Source organism: Roseovarius sp. JB2-10 (assembly GCF_055693585.1).
Map to the genome: position 1 here is coordinate 1391048 of NZ_CM146337.1, position 17324 is coordinate 1408371.

General features: G+C 60.0%; 16 protein-coding genes and 1 riboswitch. Of the genes, 4 read left to right on the forward strand and 12 right to left on the reverse strand.

Going from position 1 to position 17324, the window contains the following annotated elements; translation table 11 throughout:
- The first annotated feature begins 12 nt into the window (after positions 1-12).
- From ACZ1HJ_RS06925 to ACZ1HJ_RS06935, 3 genes are all read left to right on the forward strand, one after another.
- Positions 13-1167, forward strand: coding sequence for an acyl-CoA dehydrogenase family protein (locus ACZ1HJ_RS06925; protein ID WP_472721580.1), 1155 nt, complete (start codon positions 13-15; stop codon positions 1165-1167).
- Positions 1168-1354: 187 nt separating this feature from the next.
- Complete coding sequence (locus tag ACZ1HJ_RS06930; protein WP_472721581.1) at positions 1355-1867, forward strand: hypothetical protein; 513 nt, start codon at positions 1355-1357, stop codon at positions 1865-1867.
- A gap of 8 nt (positions 1868-1875) precedes the next feature.
- Positions 1876-3879 (forward strand): putative bifunctional diguanylate cyclase/phosphodiesterase, encoded by a 2004-nt coding sequence (locus ACZ1HJ_RS06935; RefSeq protein ID WP_472721582.1) that lies wholly within the window; start codon positions 1876-1878, stop codon positions 3877-3879.
- A 93-nt stretch (positions 3880-3972) separates the two neighbouring features.
- Here ACZ1HJ_RS06935 and cobF read toward each other — a convergent pair whose 3' ends face one another.
- The 7 genes from cobF to cbiE form a co-directional block, all read right to left on the reverse strand.
- A complete protein-coding gene (gene cobF, locus ACZ1HJ_RS06940; protein ID WP_472722172.1) occupies positions 3973-4728 on the reverse strand; it encodes a precorrin-6A synthase (deacetylating) in 756 nt (251 codons plus the stop codon).
- Positions 4729-4790: 62 nt separating this feature from the next.
- A complete protein-coding gene (locus ACZ1HJ_RS06945; RefSeq protein WP_472721583.1) occupies positions 4791-5468 on the reverse strand; it encodes an energy-coupling factor ABC transporter permease in 678 nt (225 codons plus the stop codon).
- A gap of 73 nt (positions 5469-5541) precedes the next feature.
- Positions 5542-5753: riboswitch (cobalamin riboswitch) on the reverse strand.
- 17 nt (positions 5754-5770) lie between these two features.
- The gene (gene cobA, locus ACZ1HJ_RS06950) at positions 5771-6496 is read right to left on the reverse strand and encodes a uroporphyrinogen-III C-methyltransferase (RefSeq protein WP_472721584.1); all 726 of its coding nucleotides are present in this window, start codon (positions 6494-6496) and stop codon (positions 5771-5773) included.
- On the reverse strand, positions 6493-7806 hold the full coding sequence (locus ACZ1HJ_RS06955; protein ID WP_472721585.1) for a cobyrinate a,c-diamide synthase: 1314 nt from the start codon (positions 7804-7806) through the stop codon (positions 6493-6495). Before ACZ1HJ_RS06955 ends, cobA begins: the two co-directional genes overlap by 4 nt.
- Positions 7803-8588, reverse strand: a complete 786-nt coding sequence (gene cobM, locus ACZ1HJ_RS06960; protein WP_472721586.1) for a precorrin-4 C(11)-methyltransferase — start codon at positions 8586-8588, stop codon at positions 7803-7805. Before cobM ends, ACZ1HJ_RS06955 begins: the two co-directional genes overlap by 4 nt.
- Positions 8585-8998 (reverse strand): cobalamin biosynthesis protein, encoded by a 414-nt coding sequence (locus ACZ1HJ_RS06965; RefSeq protein WP_472721587.1) that lies wholly within the window; start codon positions 8996-8998, stop codon positions 8585-8587. Before ACZ1HJ_RS06965 ends, cobM begins: the two co-directional genes overlap by 4 nt.
- Positions 8953-10140, reverse strand: a complete 1188-nt coding sequence (gene cbiE, locus ACZ1HJ_RS06970) for a precorrin-6y C5,15-methyltransferase (decarboxylating) subunit CbiE (protein WP_472721588.1) — start codon at positions 10138-10140, stop codon at positions 8953-8955. The genes ACZ1HJ_RS06965 and cbiE overlap by 46 nt, the downstream gene beginning before the upstream one ends.
- Here cbiE and ACZ1HJ_RS06975 point away from each other — a divergent pair.
- Entirely contained in the window at positions 10139-10888 is a 750-nt protein-coding gene (locus ACZ1HJ_RS06975) for a cobalt-precorrin-6A reductase (RefSeq protein ID WP_472721589.1), read from the forward strand. The genes cbiE and ACZ1HJ_RS06975 overlap by 2 nt on opposite strands.
- On the opposite strand, the gene cobJ is transcribed toward ACZ1HJ_RS06975, so the two are convergent.
- The 5 genes from cobJ to cobN are packed head-to-tail and all read right to left on the reverse strand — an operon-like array spanning position 10864 to position 17321.
- On the reverse strand, positions 10864-11601 hold the full coding sequence (cobJ, locus tag ACZ1HJ_RS06980) for a precorrin-3B C(17)-methyltransferase (protein ID WP_472721590.1): 738 nt from the start codon (positions 11599-11601) through the stop codon (positions 10864-10866). The genes ACZ1HJ_RS06975 and cobJ overlap by 25 nt on opposite strands.
- Positions 11598-12314, reverse strand: a complete 717-nt coding sequence (gene cobI, locus ACZ1HJ_RS06985; protein ID WP_472721591.1) for a precorrin-2 C(20)-methyltransferase — start codon at positions 12312-12314, stop codon at positions 11598-11600. Before cobI ends, cobJ begins: the two co-directional genes overlap by 4 nt.
- Before the next feature lie 2 nt (positions 12315-12316).
- The gene (locus tag ACZ1HJ_RS06990) at positions 12317-12946 is read right to left on the reverse strand and encodes a precorrin-8X methylmutase (protein WP_472721592.1); all 630 of its coding nucleotides are present in this window, start codon (positions 12944-12946) and stop codon (positions 12317-12319) included.
- Positions 12946-14079, reverse strand: coding sequence for a precorrin-3B synthase (gene cobG, locus ACZ1HJ_RS06995; RefSeq protein ID WP_472721593.1), 1134 nt, complete (start codon positions 14077-14079; stop codon positions 12946-12948). Before cobG ends, ACZ1HJ_RS06990 begins: the two co-directional genes overlap by 1 nt.
- Entirely contained in the window at positions 14076-17321 is a 3246-nt protein-coding gene (gene cobN / locus ACZ1HJ_RS07000; protein ID WP_472721594.1) for a cobaltochelatase subunit CobN, read from the reverse strand. The genes cobG and cobN overlap by 4 nt, the downstream gene beginning before the upstream one ends.
- Between the last annotated feature and the right edge of the window lie 3 nt (positions 17322-17324).

Genomic DNA, 17324 nt, shown 5'->3' on the forward strand with positions numbered 1-17324 from the left:
GGAGAAACCCTAATGACGGAACCGCTTGAAGACTTGATGGGGCGATACCTTGCTTTGGGCCGCGATGTCCTGAGCCGCGACGTCGAAGGACGAGACAAGCGGGGCGCCAAAGACATCGAAGATTGGTTGCCCCTGTGGCAGGCAGCGGCGGAAGCGGATGTGCTTCGGTTGGTGTTACCGACCGAATATGGCGGTCAGGCGCGGCCCATGATGGATGCGGTCAAGGCGCTTCATGCTTTGGGCGAAGGGTGTTGCGATAACGGCATGCTGCTTGCGCTGAATGGCCAACTCTGGGCGATGCAGATGTCGGTTCTTGAATTTGGCAGCGCCGAACAAAAGGCACGTTTTCTACCCGGCATGGCCGATGGGTCTCTGATTTGCGCCCATGCGGTAACCGAAGAAAATAGTGGCTCGGACGTCACCGGCATTCGTGCAACAGCCGAGAAAACCAAAGACGGCTACATTCTCAATGGCGAAAAAGTATGGATCGGTATGGCCCCCGCGGCGCATGTGGCGCAGGTCTTTGCCATCACCAATCCGGACCACGGACATTGGGGAATGTCGGCCTTCTTGGTGGACATGAAAACACCGGGCATTTCGTGCAGCGCGCCATTCGAAAAGGCCGGTCACCGCACAGTACCAGCCGGGCGGATCGCGTTCGAAGACGTGCATATCCCCGCAGATGCACTGATCAATAAGGAGGGCGCAGGTCACGCGATTTTCACCCGGTCCATCGCGTGGGAGCGCCGGTTCATATTCACCAGCCATCTGGGCGCTATGAAGCGTCAATTGGATGAGACCATTGCCTTTGCCCGTTCCCGTGCGCCCAATGGAACACCCATCATCAACCACCAAACAGTGGCCAACCGGTTGGCCGATATGCAGCTGCGATATGAAACGGCCCGACTGATGATCGAAAACGCAGCACGCGAAGCCGATCAGGGTACCGAAAACAGGATGTCGGCACCTTTGGTCAAACTTTCGGTCGCTGAAAACTTGCTCAGCAACGCGTTGGATGCCCAACGCATAAGGGGCGGGTCCGGTTACCTGGTCGGTGAAACCGAAAGGATGGTTCGCGACATGTCAGGCACAATCACCTTGGGTGGCACATCGGACGTACAAAGGTTGTTAATTTCCGCGTTCCAAAGGGCGGCCGTATCAGGCTGATGAACCTGCAAAATGTATGAACGTTACAACCGTTTAGGGGCGTCTCATCGAGACAGTTCCTTATACCTTCAGTCAAATTGAAGAGTTATTTCCTGCTTAAACAGCGCGGATAAGCGGCTGCGTAAAGCACACATTAAAGCCTTGCCGGGTACGAATTTACGTGAGTGTAAAAGGTATGAGGTAGGCTATGCAGCCCAAGATTTTAGCGTTCATTTCAGCAGTTTTCCTAGGGTGCCAGGCTGCCATTGCCGACCCGATCACAGCGGTTGAATTACCGCCAATCACGCATAACGAGGCGCAATTGGTGATTGTGGCATCCGATGGTTCGCAGGTTTCCTTTGATCCGGCGGAACTCGAAGAAACGATGCCCACATACAGCTTGACGACAACCACGCCGTGGCGCGAAGAGGCGGCCGAGTTTTCAGGCGTTCTGCTGGCTGATTTGTTGCGTGCCACAGGATTGGACGCGACTAACGCGATCCTTGTTACGGCCGAAAACGATTTCTCCGTCGTGATTGAGCGTCAGGTTTGGGAAGAGTTGGAAATTCTTGTCGCCACCCGTGTGAACGGGCAAGCACATAGCAGGCGCGCCCGCGGGCCGATCCAGTTTGTGTTTGATATGGACGCATTCAACGCCTCTGATGTGGCGGAGGAATCTATCTATGTCTGGATGGCCGCACGGATTGAGCCGCAGAGCTGAGATTTGGAATGATCCGGGGCGAGAAACATGCGGGCAGGCTTAATCGCATCTTGGATGCGGTGGCGTCGCGTGGCGGTATTTTTGCCGTTTTCGGATTTCTTGTTCTGGTCTGTTTTGGCGCAGGTTTCCACGTTCAGTCTGTTGTTACTCAGTTAGAGAAAAACCACTCTACCTTCAAAGACAGCGATGCGCGAAACGGCTATGTCGCGATGAGTGATATTCAGCGCCTTGTATTGGTGTCGCAACGGGCCGTTGCGTTGGGCGGGATGAGTAGCATTCTGGAAAAAGAGTTTCGCGATGCAACGGATGTTTTGTATGTGCGGACTGAAACCTTTCGGCACAAAATGAACATGCATTCCACGATGGCGTCGGGCGATGTTGCCGTCGCTGCCCTTGAACGGATTACCGAGATTGCGGATCGTGCGATTGCAAATGGCTTTCCAGACAATGGCCGGTTGGTTCTGACGCTGCTGGCCGCATCCGCAGATGCCCGCAGCAAGTTGGTGCTCTTTCTCGATGATATGCGCCGTAAGGCTGACCGCATTCTTGAAGCCCAGTCCCGCGCCGTGCGTAAACAACAAAGGGTTGTTCTGGGCAGTAGCATCAGTCTTGCGCTTGTGGGCTGCGTTGCCCTGCTTTTACTCCGTCGTGAGGTTCTGGGAAGGCGCGCCCGTGAAGTGGCTGAAAAGCGCGTCGAATTTTTGGCGTTTTATGACCCTCTGACAAACTTGCCGAACAGAACGCAGTTTCAGGACCGCCTGCAAAGCATGCTGGATGAGGGTGAAACGCTGGCGCTTCTCTACATCGATCTGGATGATTTCAAACTGATCAACGACACATACGGCCATGCGGCCGGTGACGCTGTTTTGGGCCACACTGCCAGTATTCTGGACAAGGTGTCACACGGTTTCGGCGGTTTTGCCGCGCGCTTGGGGGGCGATGAGTTTGCGGTCGTGATCCCGGGGGATGGGAGCGAAAGATCAACGCAGCTTTGCAAGAGCATACTTGCCGAAACCAGTGAGACGTTTTTTCATGATGGCGAGGCCGTGGATATTGGCCTCAGTATAGGGCTGGCAACAACCACTCAGGTTGGCATGCAGATGACCGTGTCATTGGATATGCTGTCCCGTGTGACTGATTTTGCATTATATGCGTCCAAATCGGCAGGGCGGCGCTGTTACACATTCTACGATCAAGACTTGGAAGAACGCTTCCAACAGCGACGCGCGATGCTTGATGAACTGCCGCTCGCAATCGAAAATGGTGACCTGGAAGTTCATCTGCAGCCCAAGGTGGTCCTGTCGGATTGCTCTGTTTTTGGGTTCGAAGCGTTGGTGCGCTGGCGGCGTGGCCCAGAATTGGTGCCGCCCGATGATTTTATCCTGATCGCAGAAGAAAGCGGGCTGGTGGTTGATATCGACCACTACGTTTTGCGTCATGCCACAGCGGTCATTGCTGACTGGAACGCCGGTCACGGGTCGGATTTTTCGGTCAGTATCAACCTGTCAGCACTTCACTTCACGTCTCTGCGGGTTGTCGAATGGGTTCAGGACGCACTTTGGACGTCGGGCCTTAGGCCCGAATTACTCACGTTGGAGATTACGGAAACCATGGAAATGCGGGATTGGACCCAAGCCAGCAGGGTCATTTCGCGGCTCAGAAGCATCGGTTGCAAGATCTCGATTGATGATTTTGGCACCGGCTTCTCTTCTCTTGCCTATCTGCGTGCGACAAATGCGGATGAGCTAAAGATAGATCGTTCCTTGGTGGTGCAGCTTGAAACCTCCGACAAGGCGCGCCTGTTGTTGGGCCCGGTATTGGAGATCGCGCGCAACCTTGAATTTGCTGTCGTGGTTGAGGGGATTGAGACAGAGGCGCAAGCAGAAATTGTGCGCGGAATGGGTGCATTCTTTGGGCAGGGGTTCTTGTATGGCCGCCCCAAAGAGCCAAACATCGCGCTGAAACATGCCATGCTCAAAAATGCGAATGCTGGCGATTCAATCGCGTCTTGATACCGACGTGTTTTGCCATCGATGCGGGCATTACTCGCACTAACGCGCTTGTGTCCAACGACTTGGCGAATACTGAACCCCAAGGCTCACCCTCTACGTTTTGCGCCGTAGCATGTAGATATCCATGATCCATCCATGACGCTTTTGCGCCGCTGCACGGGTTTCCATGATTTCTTCCATCACGTCGGCAATTGGACCGGCAAGGGAAATTTCCTGCGGCATACCCGCATAGGCCGTCCACCAGATGTAAAAGGCGTCGGGCGCAAGCGTTTGAAAGGCACATCCGCCGTCAAGCATGACCACCAGTGTTTCCGTATCTGCAGGCCACCCATTGTCGCGCAATTGGCGACCGGTTGAGATTGTGACCGGCGCGCCGATTGTGTTCAATGGGATCGCATGGCTTGCTGTCATCGCCTGAATGGACGTGATGCCCGGCACCACATTCAAAGTGATCGAAATCTGCGAACGCAACCGGTCGACGATGCGCAACGTACTGTCATAGAGCGATGGATCGCCCCAGACCAAAAATCCAGCGCGCCCACCGTTGGGCAAACCAGCAATCAGTTCGGCAGCCCAAACCGAGGCAATCGCATCATGCCAATCATGCACGCCGGCATGGTAATCGGGGTTTTTCGCATCGCGCACCGGCAAATCAAACTCGCGGATGACAGGACCATCGGGTTTGAGAACCTGCGCGCAGATTTGGCGCCTTGCCTCGGCAAGGTCATCCTTTTGTGCGCCTTTGTGTGGAATGAGAATGACGTCACATGCATTCAACGCATCAATCGCCTGAAGGGTCACATGCTGCGGGTTGCCTGTTCCGATACCGATCAGTGAAAGCGCAATCATCGAGACCTCAAAATTCAAGTCGTGACCCCGCACACCGCAAGGCCACGTCTTCGTGTACGGGGTTAACCCGGTTGATGCAGGCGCTGATTGAAGAGACCGCTCTTTGTCAAATCACGCGCGGATTTCGCACCGGCTAGAATGGCAAGGTCGACCAATGGTTCAATCAGAACAACCAGCATGTAAGCCCCGCCAAACGCGCCGACGGATGCGAGAGTTTCGGCACCAAAACCCTGCCCATAAAGTGCCCAGAAGGCCACCCATGCTACAACACCACCTTGATACGCGGTCGAAAGCGCCAAGGTTTGTCCGTATGTCAGATCCACATAGGCTGTGTCAGGGGCGATCAGACGTTTTGCCAATGCCTGCACGGCGAATAGAGGCACCAACAGTGTCGTCACATTGATGAAATACTGAGGCAAATCCGCCGGGGCGAAAAACACACCTTGTGCCAGCAGGCCAAGAGCCAGTCCAAAGGCCGCGGGCGCAGCGCCCAACAGCAAGAACAGCGTGGAGCCGAGAATAAAGTGTACCTCACTGACGCCCACGGGATAGTGCGGCAGTACCTGGAAGAAAACGAATGTGAGTGCGCTGGCGATTGCAATCCGTCCCACAAATGACAGCGCGCTGCTGTCGCGCAGCGCGTCCCACGCCAGTTTTGCGCTGACGCCGACCGCGCCTGCGGCAGTTGCATAGGACAGCGCGAGTTTGGCGCCGACGACGATACCGGGTTCAATATGCATGTTTTGATCTCCTTGCCGTCTTCCCCGACGGCCATGAAATGACGATTTAGCCCTCTTTGGGGCGGGTTGTGTTGGGGCGTGCCCCGCGACGGCAGGTCTCCTGACTTCACGGGTCGATGCGTGCCGCGCCTTCCCAAACCATTGGTTCAGTGGCATTGCGGTCTGCTCGCCGTTTACAGTTGCGGGGGCAGTCACGGATTTGGCGCCTTTTGGCTACACCGCACCGTGTTCCCTTTTACCCCGAGCGCTTGGCGCTTGATCGGGACCGTCACCGCTTGCGTCTCATACGACAGACAGTGCTGTCAATCCTGCTCATCGGCAAGTGGGCCATATAAAATAAGGGCAGGGGCGGTTCCCGACGCTTCAGTCAGTGTCTCCGACAGACTGGCAATTGTGTGTCGGCTCAACACCTGTTCAGGGGTTGTAACGGCTTCGGCCAAGAGCGCGGGTGTATTCGGTGGCAATCCGGCCTCGATCAACAGTTTGGCCATTTGTGTGAATGTGCGCCGCCCCATATAAACGACCGTTGTGGCCAGCGGGTCAGCCAGAGCAGCCATGTTCAAGCCGTCAGGCAATTGGCCGGTCACGTCGTGACCCGTCACGAATTGCAAGCGACGGGCTGTCAAACGGCGCGTTAAAGGGATGGCCGCCGCCGCCGCCGCCGCAGATGCCGATGTGACACCCGGGATAATTTCGAACGCGATGCCCGCTTGTCGTAGGGCTACAATTTCTTCCTCCAGTCGCCCGAACACACCTGCATCCCCGGATTTGAGACGTACGATATGTAATCCAGCGGTGGCATGATCCACCAACAAGCGACTGACATGTTCCTGTTTGGGCGAGTTGCGTCCGGCGCGTTTGCCTACGCCGATCAAATCGGCGTCGTCGCGCGCGTGTGACAGGATAGGCCCGGAGGAGAGATCGTCAAAAAGTACCGCATCGGCCTCTTCCAACCGTTTGACGGCTTTGACCGTCAGCAACTCCGGATCGCCAGGACCCGAGGAGACGAAAGAGACGAATCCGCTCATGTGGCGCGGGCGATCATGTGAAAGAAAGTGCCGGTTGCGTTGCCCCGGCACGAACCTGTTTCCGGGACTTCCAAGCCGTTGGAGTCCGACACCAATGCAAGCGGCGTATCCGGTTGTGCAAGTATGGTCGAATAGTGAAATTCGTGCCCCCGCAACCGCGCGCCCTTTTCATGTCCGAGCATCGGCGCGTGCAACGTGGCCTGACGATAGCCCAAATGCATTTTCCGCTTCTCATAGGACGTCTCAAGGCCCAGCAAACCAGCCATTTCATGGCGAACACCGTCTTTGTCGACCAAACCAGCACCCATCGCCATGTAGCCACCGCATTCGCCGTGCACAGGTCGGGTTGCGGCGAAGTCTCGAAGGCTTGAACGGAAATGCGCCGCGGCGGCCAGTTTTCCGGCATGCAATTCAGGATATCCACCGGGCAACCAGCAGATATCTGCGCTGTCATCCGGCGCTTCATCCGCTAGGGGTGAAAACGGCAGGATTTCCGCGCCAGCTGTGCGCCAACTGTCCAGAAGGTGCGGATAAACAAAGGAAAATGCTGCATCGCGCGCCAGTGCAACACGTTGTCCGGGCGGTTGTGATTGCTGTTTTTGACCTTGGCCAAGCCGCGTCTCACCTGCCGCTTGCAACAAGGCATCAAGATCCAGGTTTTCACTGATAAACGCGCCCGCTTCGTCCAAAAGCGCCTGCAATTCCGGCTGCTCTTCCGCCTGAATAAGGCCCAGATGTCGCTCGGGCAGTTCGACAGCACCACGACGGGGCAGCGCGCCCAGAACACGTACGCCCACCTGCTCCATGCCGGCGCGCAAGAGCGTTTCGTGGCGGGGGCTTGCCACGCGGTTCAGCACCACACCGGCAAGGGGCACATCGGGTCGCATACTGGCGAACCCGAGTGCTGTCGCGGCTGCAGATTGCGCTTGCCCGGACACATCGAGGATCAGGATGACGGGCCACCCGGCCATGGCAGAAATGTCCGCGCTGGCACCGCTACCGGTTTCACCGGGCACAGCCACGCCGTCAAAGAGCCCCATAGAACCTTCGGCAAGGGCCAGATCAGCGCCGGAAGCCGCACCAACAAGATGCCCGAGCAGATCGGGGGTCATGGACCAGCTATCGAGGTTGTAAGATGGCCGACCGGATGCGGCCAGATGAAAGGCCGGGTCAATGTAATCCGGCCCGCTTTTGAAGGGCTGCACGGTGACGCCACGTTTTGCAAAGGCACGCAGCAGTCCCAGCATCAACGTGGTTTTGCCGGTGCCAGAGGCCGGGGCGGAAATCATCAATCCAGGGGGCAGGGTCATTCTTGTGTCTCCGGAAAACGCGGGTCAGTGCCCACAGGTCGAAAGCGGCGGTCATAGTCACCGGCATAGAGGCAGCTTTCGTCGAAATCGTCAGAAGCGAGTGCGCGACCCACCATGATCAGTGCGGTGCGTCCGCGTTCACCTTCGGTTGCGTCAATCACAGTGTCCAACGTGGCCCGAACGATGCGTTGATCGTGCCAGGTGGCGCGCCAGACCACGGCCACCGGGCAATCCGTGCCGTAGAGGGGAGACAGCCGCGCCACCACATCTTCCAGCACATGCACCGATAAGTGGATCGCAAGCGTGGCACCGGTTGCCGCAAAGTTTTCGAGGGTTTCGTTATCGGGCATGGTCGAGGCGCGACCGGAGGTTCGGGTCAGGATCAGGGATTGCGCAACGCCGGGCAGGGTCAGTTCTGCACCAAGCGCGGCGGCGGCGGCGGCAAAGGCCGGAACACCCGGGGTCACGTCATAGGGGATGTCCAGCGCCCGCAGTCGACGCAACTGTTCGCCCATCGCAGACCAGACCGACAGATCGCCCGAATGCAAGCGCGCAATGTCGTGTCCTGCCGCATGGGCGGCCTGAATTTCTGTCATGATCTCATCCAGTGACAGTGGCGCTGTGTTGACGATGTGGGCATCCTTGGGGCAGTGGGTCAACAGTGCCTCAGGGACCAGCGATCCAGCATAGAGGCAGACCGGGCACGATGCGATCAGGTCGCGCCCGCGCAGCGTGATCAGGTCTTCGGCGCCGGGACCCGCGCCGATGAAATGCACCGTCATGGGGTTATCCTTTCCGCGATGGCGGCGGTGGCCATGCCGTTTTCTGTTTGAACCCGGGTGACCAGAAGGCGGGATTGCGCGTTGTGATCTCGTGCGCCTATCAGGGCCGCAGCCTCGCTCAGACATCCGGTGCCAAAGCGGGCATGGATTCGATCGGATTGCGTGGGGGTGATGGTGTCGCGAATGTCATCCGGCGCCAAGGCGATGACTGGCAGATTCAAGTCTCTCGCCAGTTCGGTCATTTGGATGCCCTGCGCTTTGGTGTCGATACTGGCCAACGCGTCAGGCCCGACGCCGGTCAGCGCCAGCGCCTCTTGTAAATCAGCCAGCGTCGCCGCTGCGCGATACCCGATCCCGGCCACGATCATCTGGAAACGCTCCATTGGAGTTGCGCGCGTGATGCCTTCCATCCGCGCATCCGGCCCAAGGGTTCTGCCTGCGCCAGATCAACACGCCATAGATCGCCGCCCTTGTCCGCGTGCCATTGGCTGAGCAGGGTTTGGCTCTCAAGCGTCACCGCATTGGCCACGACCCGCGTGCCGGGGGCAAGCCTCTCCCAAAGCGCGGTCAGAAGGGCCGCGTTCGCGCCACCGCCAATGAACACGGCATCGGGATCTGGCAGGTTTGCCAAAGCGTCCGGTGCCCTTCCTTCGACGATGGTGATCCTATGCGCGAGGCCGAAGCGCGCTGTGTTTTCGCGGACCATTTCCAACCGATCATTCCGGGGTTCAATGGCCGTGGCCGTGCATCCCGGTGCGCTGAGTGCCCATTCGACAGAGATTGAGCCGGATCCGGCCCCGATATCCCACAGATGCTCGCCCGCATGGGGCGCCAGTGCCGAGAGCGTCAGGGCGCGCATCGGACGCTTGGTGATCTGTCCGTCCTGCGCAAACAGCGCATCGTCCAGACCAGAGGCGCGGGAAAGCCCTTTGCCCCCCTTGAGTGTAAGAGCGGCGGCAACAGGTGCCGCAATTTCAGTGAGATCAAAGGCCTCTGCGGGTGCTGTTCGGATTTTTTCACGCGGACCGCCCAGAGCTTCACACACGGTGATGTCTGTCGCGCTAAACCCCGCCTGACACAGCCACTCCGCCAATTGCGCCGGGCTGTCGCCGTCGCGCAGCGTGCAGATGATATTCTGGGCGGGTGCGATAACGGGCATCAGGCGGTCGAACGGGGCCGCGTGCAGACCTATGCATAACGTCTCTTCGAGCCGCCAGCCCATGCGCGCGGCCGCGAGGCTGAAAACAGATGGCCCGGGCAAAGCACGCCATTCATCGGGCGACAAATGTGCCGCCAGCGAACCGCCAGCGCCGTACCAGAACGGATCGCCCGAGGCCAAGACCGCCACCTTTTGCCCGCGCAACGCCAGAACCGGATCGACCGAAAACGGAATTGGCCACTCGCGCGCTTTCGCACCTGCATTCACCAGATCCAGATGGCGTGGACCACCAAAGATGATTTCTGCCTGCGCCAGTGTTTCGCGGCTTGCATCTGTCAGGCCCGCCGGGCCATCTTCACCCAAACCGATGATGGTCAACCAGGGATCAGCCATGCCACGCACCCTCATTCTGGGCGGGACCAGCGAAGCCTCGAAACTGGCCCGTGCTCTGGCGGAACAGGGAGCGGATGCCGTCTTTTCCTACGCGGGGCGCACCAAAACACCCGTGGCACAGCCCTTGCCGACGCGCGTGGGTGGCTTCGGCGGTGTCGACGGGTTGGCTTGGTATCTTTCGGCTGAACAGATCGAAAAGGTTGTGGATGCCACGCATCCCTTCGCCGCGCAGATGAGCCGGAATGCGGTTGCGGCCTGCGGTGCGGCGGGCATTCCGCTCTGCGCGTTTGAGCGTCCCGCGTGGCGCGCCGGATCGCGTGACAGTTGGCAGCATGTGGCGGATATTGCGGGTGCCGTCACCGCACTGCCCAACGACGCGACGCGGGTGTTTCTGGCCATCGGCAAGCAGAACCTCGCGGCTTTTGCAGACCGGTCGCAGCATCACTACCTGGTGCGACTGGTCGATCCGCCTGATGACCGGCTGCCCTTTGAGAGTGCCGAGGTCGTGATTGCGCGTGGGCCGTTTGATGTGGCGGATGATCTTGCATTGATGCAGGCCCATCGCATTCAGTTGATCGTCGCCAAAAACTCCGGCGGTTCGGGGGCGGAGGCCAAGCTGGAAGCCGCGCGGCAACTGGGCATCCCGGTCATCATGATTGACCGGCCTGCAGTGCCCGACCGTACCGTCTTTGCAGAGCTTGAGGATGTGTTGGGCTGGCTGGGTCATTCCACGCGCCTCGGGGTGTAGACATGTGACCCAACGCGGCGGGTATCGGCGTTGCCAACGATAACAACCGTGCGCATGTCGGCCATGTCGGGCGTAGCTTCAGACAGAGTCACGGTGCGCAGGGTTTCGTCGTCCTTCGATACATTTCGGGCAAAGGAAATCAGCGTTTGCGGGCCGCATTCCTCTCGCAGGATCGCAAGCGCTTCGCCAAACTGGTGTGGGCGCGACCCGGAGCGCGGATTGTAGAAAGCCATGGCAAAACCGGCTTGAGCCGCGAGCCGCAGGCGATGTTCGATCAGAGACCAGGGTTTGAGATTGTCCGACAGGTTGATGGCGCAGAAATCATGCCCAAGGGGTGCCCCAAGGCGCGCCGCAGCGGCCAGCATGGCGGTGATACCGGGCAAGACGCGGATTTCGAGGTCAAGCCAGTCTTTCGGTCCGGCCTCAAGCGCCTCGAAAACCGCACTTGCCATGGCAAAGACGCCTGGATCACCCGATGAGACCACAACAACGCGTTTGCCCTCAGCGGCCATTTCGAGCGCATGGGTAGCGCGCTCGACCTCAACGCGGTTATCGCTTTCATGCAGGGTCAGGCCCGGGCGCGGGGTGACACGGCGGACATACGGAATATATCCCACGATATCAGTAGCTTCAGCCAATGCCGCGCTGACATCTGGCGTGATCAGCGCCTCATCGCCCGGCCCAAGCCCCGCTATGATGACCCACCCCGTCATGGGCGGCGTCCGTGCCCGTGAACAAGCGCGATTGAGAAATAGGGCACCTTGTCGGGCGCGTCGATCAGGCGTTGCACGGTTTGCCCCGGCATGGTGCCTTCTTCCACCAGCCAGGCATCGTCCAATCGGCCTGCGGCAGTTAGCGCACGGCGTAGCTTGTCGATATTGCGGCCGATTTTCATGACCACAAGTGCGTCGGTATTCTTGGCACGCGCAGTCAATTCTTCTTCGGGCAAGGTGGCCATGGCCACGGTCAGTACGTCATCGCCCCAGGTGATCGGCAGGTCTGTCGCAGTCCAACAGCCTGACATGCCGGTAATACCCGGCACCACATCCACCTGCACGCGGTCACGCAGGCGGCTGTGCAAATGCATGAAGGAGCCAAAGAAAAACGGATCACCTTCGCACAGCACGATGACATCTTCGGTCTTGGCCAAATCGGCCAGCCGGTTGGCCCAGTCTTCGTAGAAATTGGACAAAAGGCGGTTGTATTCGGGGTCATCCAGCGGAATTTCGGTAGTGACCGGGTATTCCATCGCGTGTTCAACGACATCCGTGGCCAACATGCCGTTGACGATCTTTCGGGCCTGGCCCTCGCGGCCTTTCTTGCGGAAAAAGGCCACGTGACGTGCCTCGGATACAAGGCGGTGGGCGCGCAGGCTCATCAGATCAGGATTGCCGGGGCCAAGACCCACACAGGTGACGATGCCCATGGCTATTCCTTCCAACTGGCCAGCGCATTGACCGCGGCTACGGTGATGGCGCTGCCACCCAGACGGCCCTGCACGATCATCGAGGGCACAGGCAGGTCCTGCATCAGTGCATCTTTGGATTCGGCCGCGCCAACAAACCCCACCGGGCAGCCGATGATAGCCGCCGGGCGCGGGCAATCGGGATCTTCAAGCATATTGAGCAGATGAAAAAGTGCCGTCGGCGCGTTGCCGATGGCCACGACGGCCCCGTCCAGTTTCGGCCGCCAAAGCTCCAGCGCGGCGGCAGAGCGGGTGTTGGACATGTCCTTCGCGATATCCGGCACGCGCGGATCACGCAGGGTGCAAATGACCTCGTTATCCGCGGGTAGGCGCGGACGGGTGATGCCTTCGGACACCATGTAGGCGTCGCACAGGATCGGCGCGCCTTTTGCCAGAACTGCGCGCGCGGTTTCGGCCATGCCGGGTGAAAACCGCACATGTTGCTCCAACCCCACCATGCCGGCGGCGTGGATCATGCGCACCACAACGCTTTCCTCATCGCGCGAAAAGCGCGCCAGCTCAGCCTCGGCCCGTATGGTGGCAAAGCTCTCGGCATAAATCGCCGCGCCGTTGGTTTGATAGGTGTGCGGCATCAAAGTTCTCCGCCGATTAGGTCAGGCACGGTCAGGCCGGTGCGTTTGGGTGTGTCGGTCGTGCGCCCGTCCACTATCAGATCGAAACGGCCCTGTCCCGTGGCGACCAACGTGCGCGCGGAAGGGCCGGGATGCGCGCATCCTTTGGCGCAGCCGGAGACATGCAAAGATGTTTGCGCATGTGATGCCAATCTGCGGGCAATGTCGCGGGTGCTGGAGAGCGCTTGTCTGCACCCCGGCGCGCCGGTGCAGGCGGTGATGCGCAAGCGGGGGTCTTCGGGATCGGTAATCAGGGTCTCGTGCTCCGGTGCATCACCGGCCCCTGCGATCAAGATCATGCGCCACGGGGTCAGGCGTAAAGGCCCATAGGCAGCAAGTGATCGAAGCGCATCCGCCGTCATTTGACCAAACTCCAACGCTACGAGCATTCCTGTTGTTGAGGGGCCGGGGGCGGGACGCGTTGCGGTTTTCTCGGATTTCGTAACGTCGCAATTTTCCGGAGCGCCATGATTCTTGACGTGCTGTGCCATGCGTCCGCGCCCGTCCGGTGCGCCACCGGTCTCCAGAAACCAGTGTGCCATGGTCAATGCTGCATCGGCGGCGGTTTCGGATGTTGCTGAAACGCCGGTTGTCGAACCATCTGGACGGCAGATCAACCCGTTTTGCGCGCGCTCGATCCGGATATCTGCGGACGCATCGCGCAGCAGAGGTTCATTGTCGCAATCCACGGCAAAGCCGAATTTCCCCGGCAAATCGGGTGCTGACGGGGCACAAAGCGCGGCGGAGATGGCGGTTGCTATGTTGTGCGTTGCGTCTCCGGTGGTCCAAAACGGTTGGATCATCACGTTGCGGCGGGTTTCTGTGGCGACATCAGGATCAATCAGGTCCAGGTCACGTAGCCCATCAATCAGTACCTCATGCGCCTCGGGGTCGACACCGCGTATCTGAATGTTGGCGCGCGAGGAAAGGTCAATGACGCCGCTGCCGTGGGTTTCGGCCAATTTTGCGATCCCGCTTGCCTGATCCGGTGACAGAACACCAATGGGCGCGCGCACCCGTACCACCAACCCATCGCCCGACATCATCGGGCGCAGGGCGCCGGGGCACCAGCCAAAGACCTTTGGCGCGCTCATGCCAAGCGCTCCAACTCGGCCGTGACGGAGTTGCGCCGGGTCTGCCAGAGGCCGGCATCACGCAGGGCGGCAAACCGGTCGCGCATCGCATCGAGCGCTTGCGGATTTTCGGCATGCATAAAATCGACCAGTTCGGCGCGGCCCAATGTGGCCTCGAAGTAAAGGTCAAAGAGATGTGCGGGCACCACGTCGGCCAGATGGGCAAAGGCCGCCATGTGATCGAGCGTGGCGGCGATTTCCGCGGCACCGCGGAACCCGTGATCCATCATGCTGGTGATCCAATCCGGATTGGCGGCGCGGGCGCGGGTGACGCGGGCAATCTCTTCGCTCAGCGTGCGGGCGCGAGGGGCATCCGGGCGGGTGGCGTCCAGATGATAAAGCGCTGGTGTCTGCTGTCCCAGACGCGCCATTGCGGCGGCAAATCCAGCCTCATGTGCGGCATAGTCTGAGGCCGCGAGAACATCGGTTTCGGGCAGGTCCTGCAGATGCACAAAGGCGTCGGCCCCGCGCAGGCGACCCTCCAGTGCATCGCGGGCATGTGTGACGGTCCCGCTCACATCAATCGCAAAGGAGGATGCGGTGATCCACGCCTCACCGGCGGCGGCGCGGGCCTCTTCGGTGTAGTCCTCGAGCGTTGCGGTCATGTTCAGGCCATAGAGCCCGGGGCGCGGGCCAAAGACGCGCGGCGTCGCGGCAAGGTAAGGGTTGTCGGCTGCGGTTTCTTCGCGCTCGGCCAAGGCCGCGGCTGCGGCTTCGAACATCTGTGCCAAACCGGGGAACACATCGCGGAACAGCCCAGAGACGCGCAAGGTCACGTCAATGCGCGGACGGCCCAGAAGGGCCAGCGGAATGATCTCAAAACCGTTGACGCGGTCCGATCCCTGATCCCATTGCGGCGCGAGTCCTGCCAGATGCAGCGCCATGGCAAACTCTTCGCCCGCCGTGCGCATCGTGGCTGACCCCCAGAGGTCAACGACCAGCCCGCGTGGCCAGTCACCGTGATCCTGCAGGTGCTTGCGCAGCAATTCCTCGGCCAGTTTCACGCCCTGCGCATGCGCGGACCGTGACGGCACGGCACGCGGGTCTGTGGTAAAAAGATTGCGCCCAGTGGGCAGCACGTTGGAGCGGCCACGATAGGGTGAACCTGACGGACCGGGTGCTACGAAACGCCCAGCCAGCGCGTCAAGCACGCCGGTCAGTTCTTCGGTGCTGCAATCGCCAGTGCCAAAGATATGCAGACCCTCACCGTACTGGCTCTCTTTGATGTCGCAGACAAACCGGTCAATCCTGGTGATGGCTTCGGCCATGCTGGCATCTTCTGGCAGGCCCAGATCATCCTCGACGCCGCGGCCCTGTGCCTCGGCCCGGATATCGGTGATCAGGCGGTCGCGACGTGCAGGATCAAGCCCGTCGGCGGTGGAATATTCATCCAGGAGCGTTTCGAGGCGGCCCAGGCCTTCGGGCATTTTGGTTTGTGCCAAGGGGGGCGGCAAGTGACCCAGAGTGACCGCACCGATGCGGCGCTTGGCCTGCGCGGCCTCGCCCGGGTCATTGACGATAAAGGGGTAGATCACCGGGGTCGCGCCGATCAGCACCTCCGGCCAGCATTCATCTGACAGCGCCACGGATTTACCCGGTAACCATTCCACCGTGCCATGCGCCCCCATATGCACCAGCGCATCAATGCGGGAGGTCAGCCAAAGGTAAAACGCCACGTAGCTGTGGCGCGGGGTGCGTGACAGATCGTGGTAGTCATCATCGCGACAGGCCACGTCGCCGCGTTCAGGTTGCAGCGCGATAGTGGCCTTGCCCGACTGGATGGCAGCAAAATGAAACGTGCCGTCTTGAGCCAGCGGGTCGGTGTCCGGCGCGCCCCAGGCGGATTGAAGATCGTCTTGCAAAGTCTGTGGCAGGGCGGACATAGCGGACCGGTACGCATCCAGCGACCAGGCAATGCGCGCTTCAGTCAGCTGTTGTCCTAAGTCTATTGGCGCTGCGATATCATACCCCTGCCGGGCCAGACCATTTGCGATCCCCGCAACCGAGGCCAAAGCATCAAGCCCTACCGCATGGGCCAGCTGATAGGTCTTGCCGGGGTAGGTCGACAAAACCACGGCTAGGTGCTTTTCCGCGTTGGGTTTCGTTGCAAGCCGGTGCCACGCGGCAACTTTTTCGACCACGGCGTTGATGCGGGCGGGCTCGGCGCGGTGCCCAAAGCGGCTGTATTCAAGATCGGGGTCGCGTTTTTCGGGTTGTTTGAAGCTGACAACGCCGGTGAAGAGCCTGCCGTCAACCTCGGGCAGGACCACATGCATGGCCAGATCGGCGGGTGACAGACCCCGTTCAGCCTCCGCCCAGTCTTTCTTCCGAGCCGTCGACAGGGCAACCTGAAACACAGGGCACCCGGCAGCATCGAGCGGTGAAGGCCCACCATCACCGGTCTTGGCGGAAAACGCGGTTGCATTGATGATGGCAACGGGTGACAGGCGGGTTATCTGATCGGTCAACCACGGCACGCAACTGGCCGCCTTCAAGCTGGGCGCAAAGAGGCCCACGGCGTCAAATCCGCGGTCCTGCAACGCGGTGATGATGGCATCGATGGGGCCGGTATCGGCGGCGGTCAGGTAGGAGCGGTAGAAACTTACGATGACCAGCGGTTTGTCACCGGGTTCTGGTGCCGGTACCACACCGGACCCCGGTGCATAGAAACCGGCCTCGGGGATGGTTTTTGCCCCCACGACCGGTCCTGCATAGAGCCCGGCGGCAAGGGAAAGCTGCGCAAGTGCAGCCTGTGCCGCTACCGCACCGCCCGCGTCGCACAGCGTCTGCAGGCGTCTCAGGGTCGAAATGGGCAGGGTGGAGAGCGCATCGAGCCGCTCATCCGGTTGACCGTTTGCCGGCAACACGGCTAGCGCAATCTGCTGACGTCGTGCCATGTCCTGCAACGTGGCAAGGCCGTAGGGCCAATAGCTTTCGCCGCCGATCAGCCGCACCAGCACGGCCTTGGCGCCCGCAAGGGTTTGCTCGGCATACGTATCGACCGAAAGCGGATGCTTGAGCGCCACCAGATTGGCCAGACGCAGCGACGGCAATCCGCCGCTAGCCCTATGCCAGCCCGCCGCGAAAGCGCCCAAGTCACTATCGGAAAACGACAGCACCACCAGATCAGCCGGGCTTTGGCCCAGATCCTGGGGGGTGTCGGTCTCCTCTAACCCGTGGCTTTCGCGAAAGACGACATGCATGGA

What these genes read in the sequence shown, in the direction of transcription:
- ACZ1HJ_RS06925 (WP_472721580.1), top strand. Translation starts at nt 13, where the DNA reads ATGACGGAACCGCTTGAAGACTTGATGGGGCGATACCTTGCTTTGGGC.
- ACZ1HJ_RS06930 (WP_472721581.1), top strand. Translation starts at nt 1,355, where the DNA reads ATGCAGCCCAAGATTTTAGCGTTCATTTCAGCAGTTTTCCTAGGGTGC.
- ACZ1HJ_RS06935 (WP_472721582.1), top strand. Translation starts at nt 1,876, where the DNA reads ATGATCCGGGGCGAGAAACATGCGGGCAGGCTTAATCGCATCTTGGAT.
- cobF (WP_472722172.1), bottom strand. Translation starts at nt 4,728, where the DNA reads ATGATTGCGCTTTCACTGATCGGTATCGGAACAGGCAACCCGCAGCAT.
- ACZ1HJ_RS06945 (WP_472721583.1), bottom strand. Translation starts at nt 5,468, where the DNA reads ATGCATATTGAACCCGGTATCGTCGTCGGCGCCAAACTCGCGCTGTCC.
- cobA (WP_472721584.1), bottom strand. Translation starts at nt 6,496, where the DNA reads ATGAGCGGATTCGTCTCTTTCGTCTCCTCGGGTCCTGGCGATCCGGAG.
- ACZ1HJ_RS06955 (WP_472721585.1), bottom strand. Translation starts at nt 7,806, where the DNA reads ATGACCCTGCCCCCTGGATTGATGATTTCCGCCCCGGCCTCTGGCACC.
- cobM (WP_472721586.1), bottom strand. Translation starts at nt 8,588, where the DNA reads ATGACGGTGCATTTCATCGGCGCGGGTCCCGGCGCCGAAGACCTGATC.
- ACZ1HJ_RS06965 (WP_472721587.1), bottom strand. Translation starts at nt 8,998, where the DNA reads ATGGAAGGCATCACGCGCGCAACTCCAATGGAGCGTTTCCAGATGATC.
- ACZ1HJ_RS06975 (WP_472721589.1), top strand. Translation starts at nt 10,139, where the DNA reads ATGCCACGCACCCTCATTCTGGGCGGGACCAGCGAAGCCTCGAAACTG.
- cbiE (WP_472721588.1), bottom strand. Translation starts at nt 10,140, where the DNA reads ATGGCTGATCCCTGGTTGACCATCATCGGTTTGGGTGAAGATGGCCCG.
- cobJ (WP_472721590.1), bottom strand. Translation starts at nt 11,601, where the DNA reads ATGACGGGGTGGGTCATCATAGCGGGGCTTGGGCCGGGCGATGAGGCG.
- cobI (WP_472721591.1), bottom strand. Translation starts at nt 12,314, where the DNA reads ATGGGCATCGTCACCTGTGTGGGTCTTGGCCCCGGCAATCCTGATCTG.
- ACZ1HJ_RS06990 (WP_472721592.1), bottom strand. Translation starts at nt 12,946, where the DNA reads ATGCCGCACACCTATCAAACCAACGGCGCGGCGATTTATGCCGAGAGC.
- cobG (WP_472721593.1), bottom strand. Translation starts at nt 14,079, where the DNA reads ATGAGCGCGCCAAAGGTCTTTGGCTGGTGCCCCGGCGCCCTGCGCCCG.
- cobN (WP_472721594.1), bottom strand. Translation starts at nt 17,321, where the DNA reads ATGCATGTCGTCTTTCGCGAAAGCCACGGGTTAGAGGAGACCGACACC.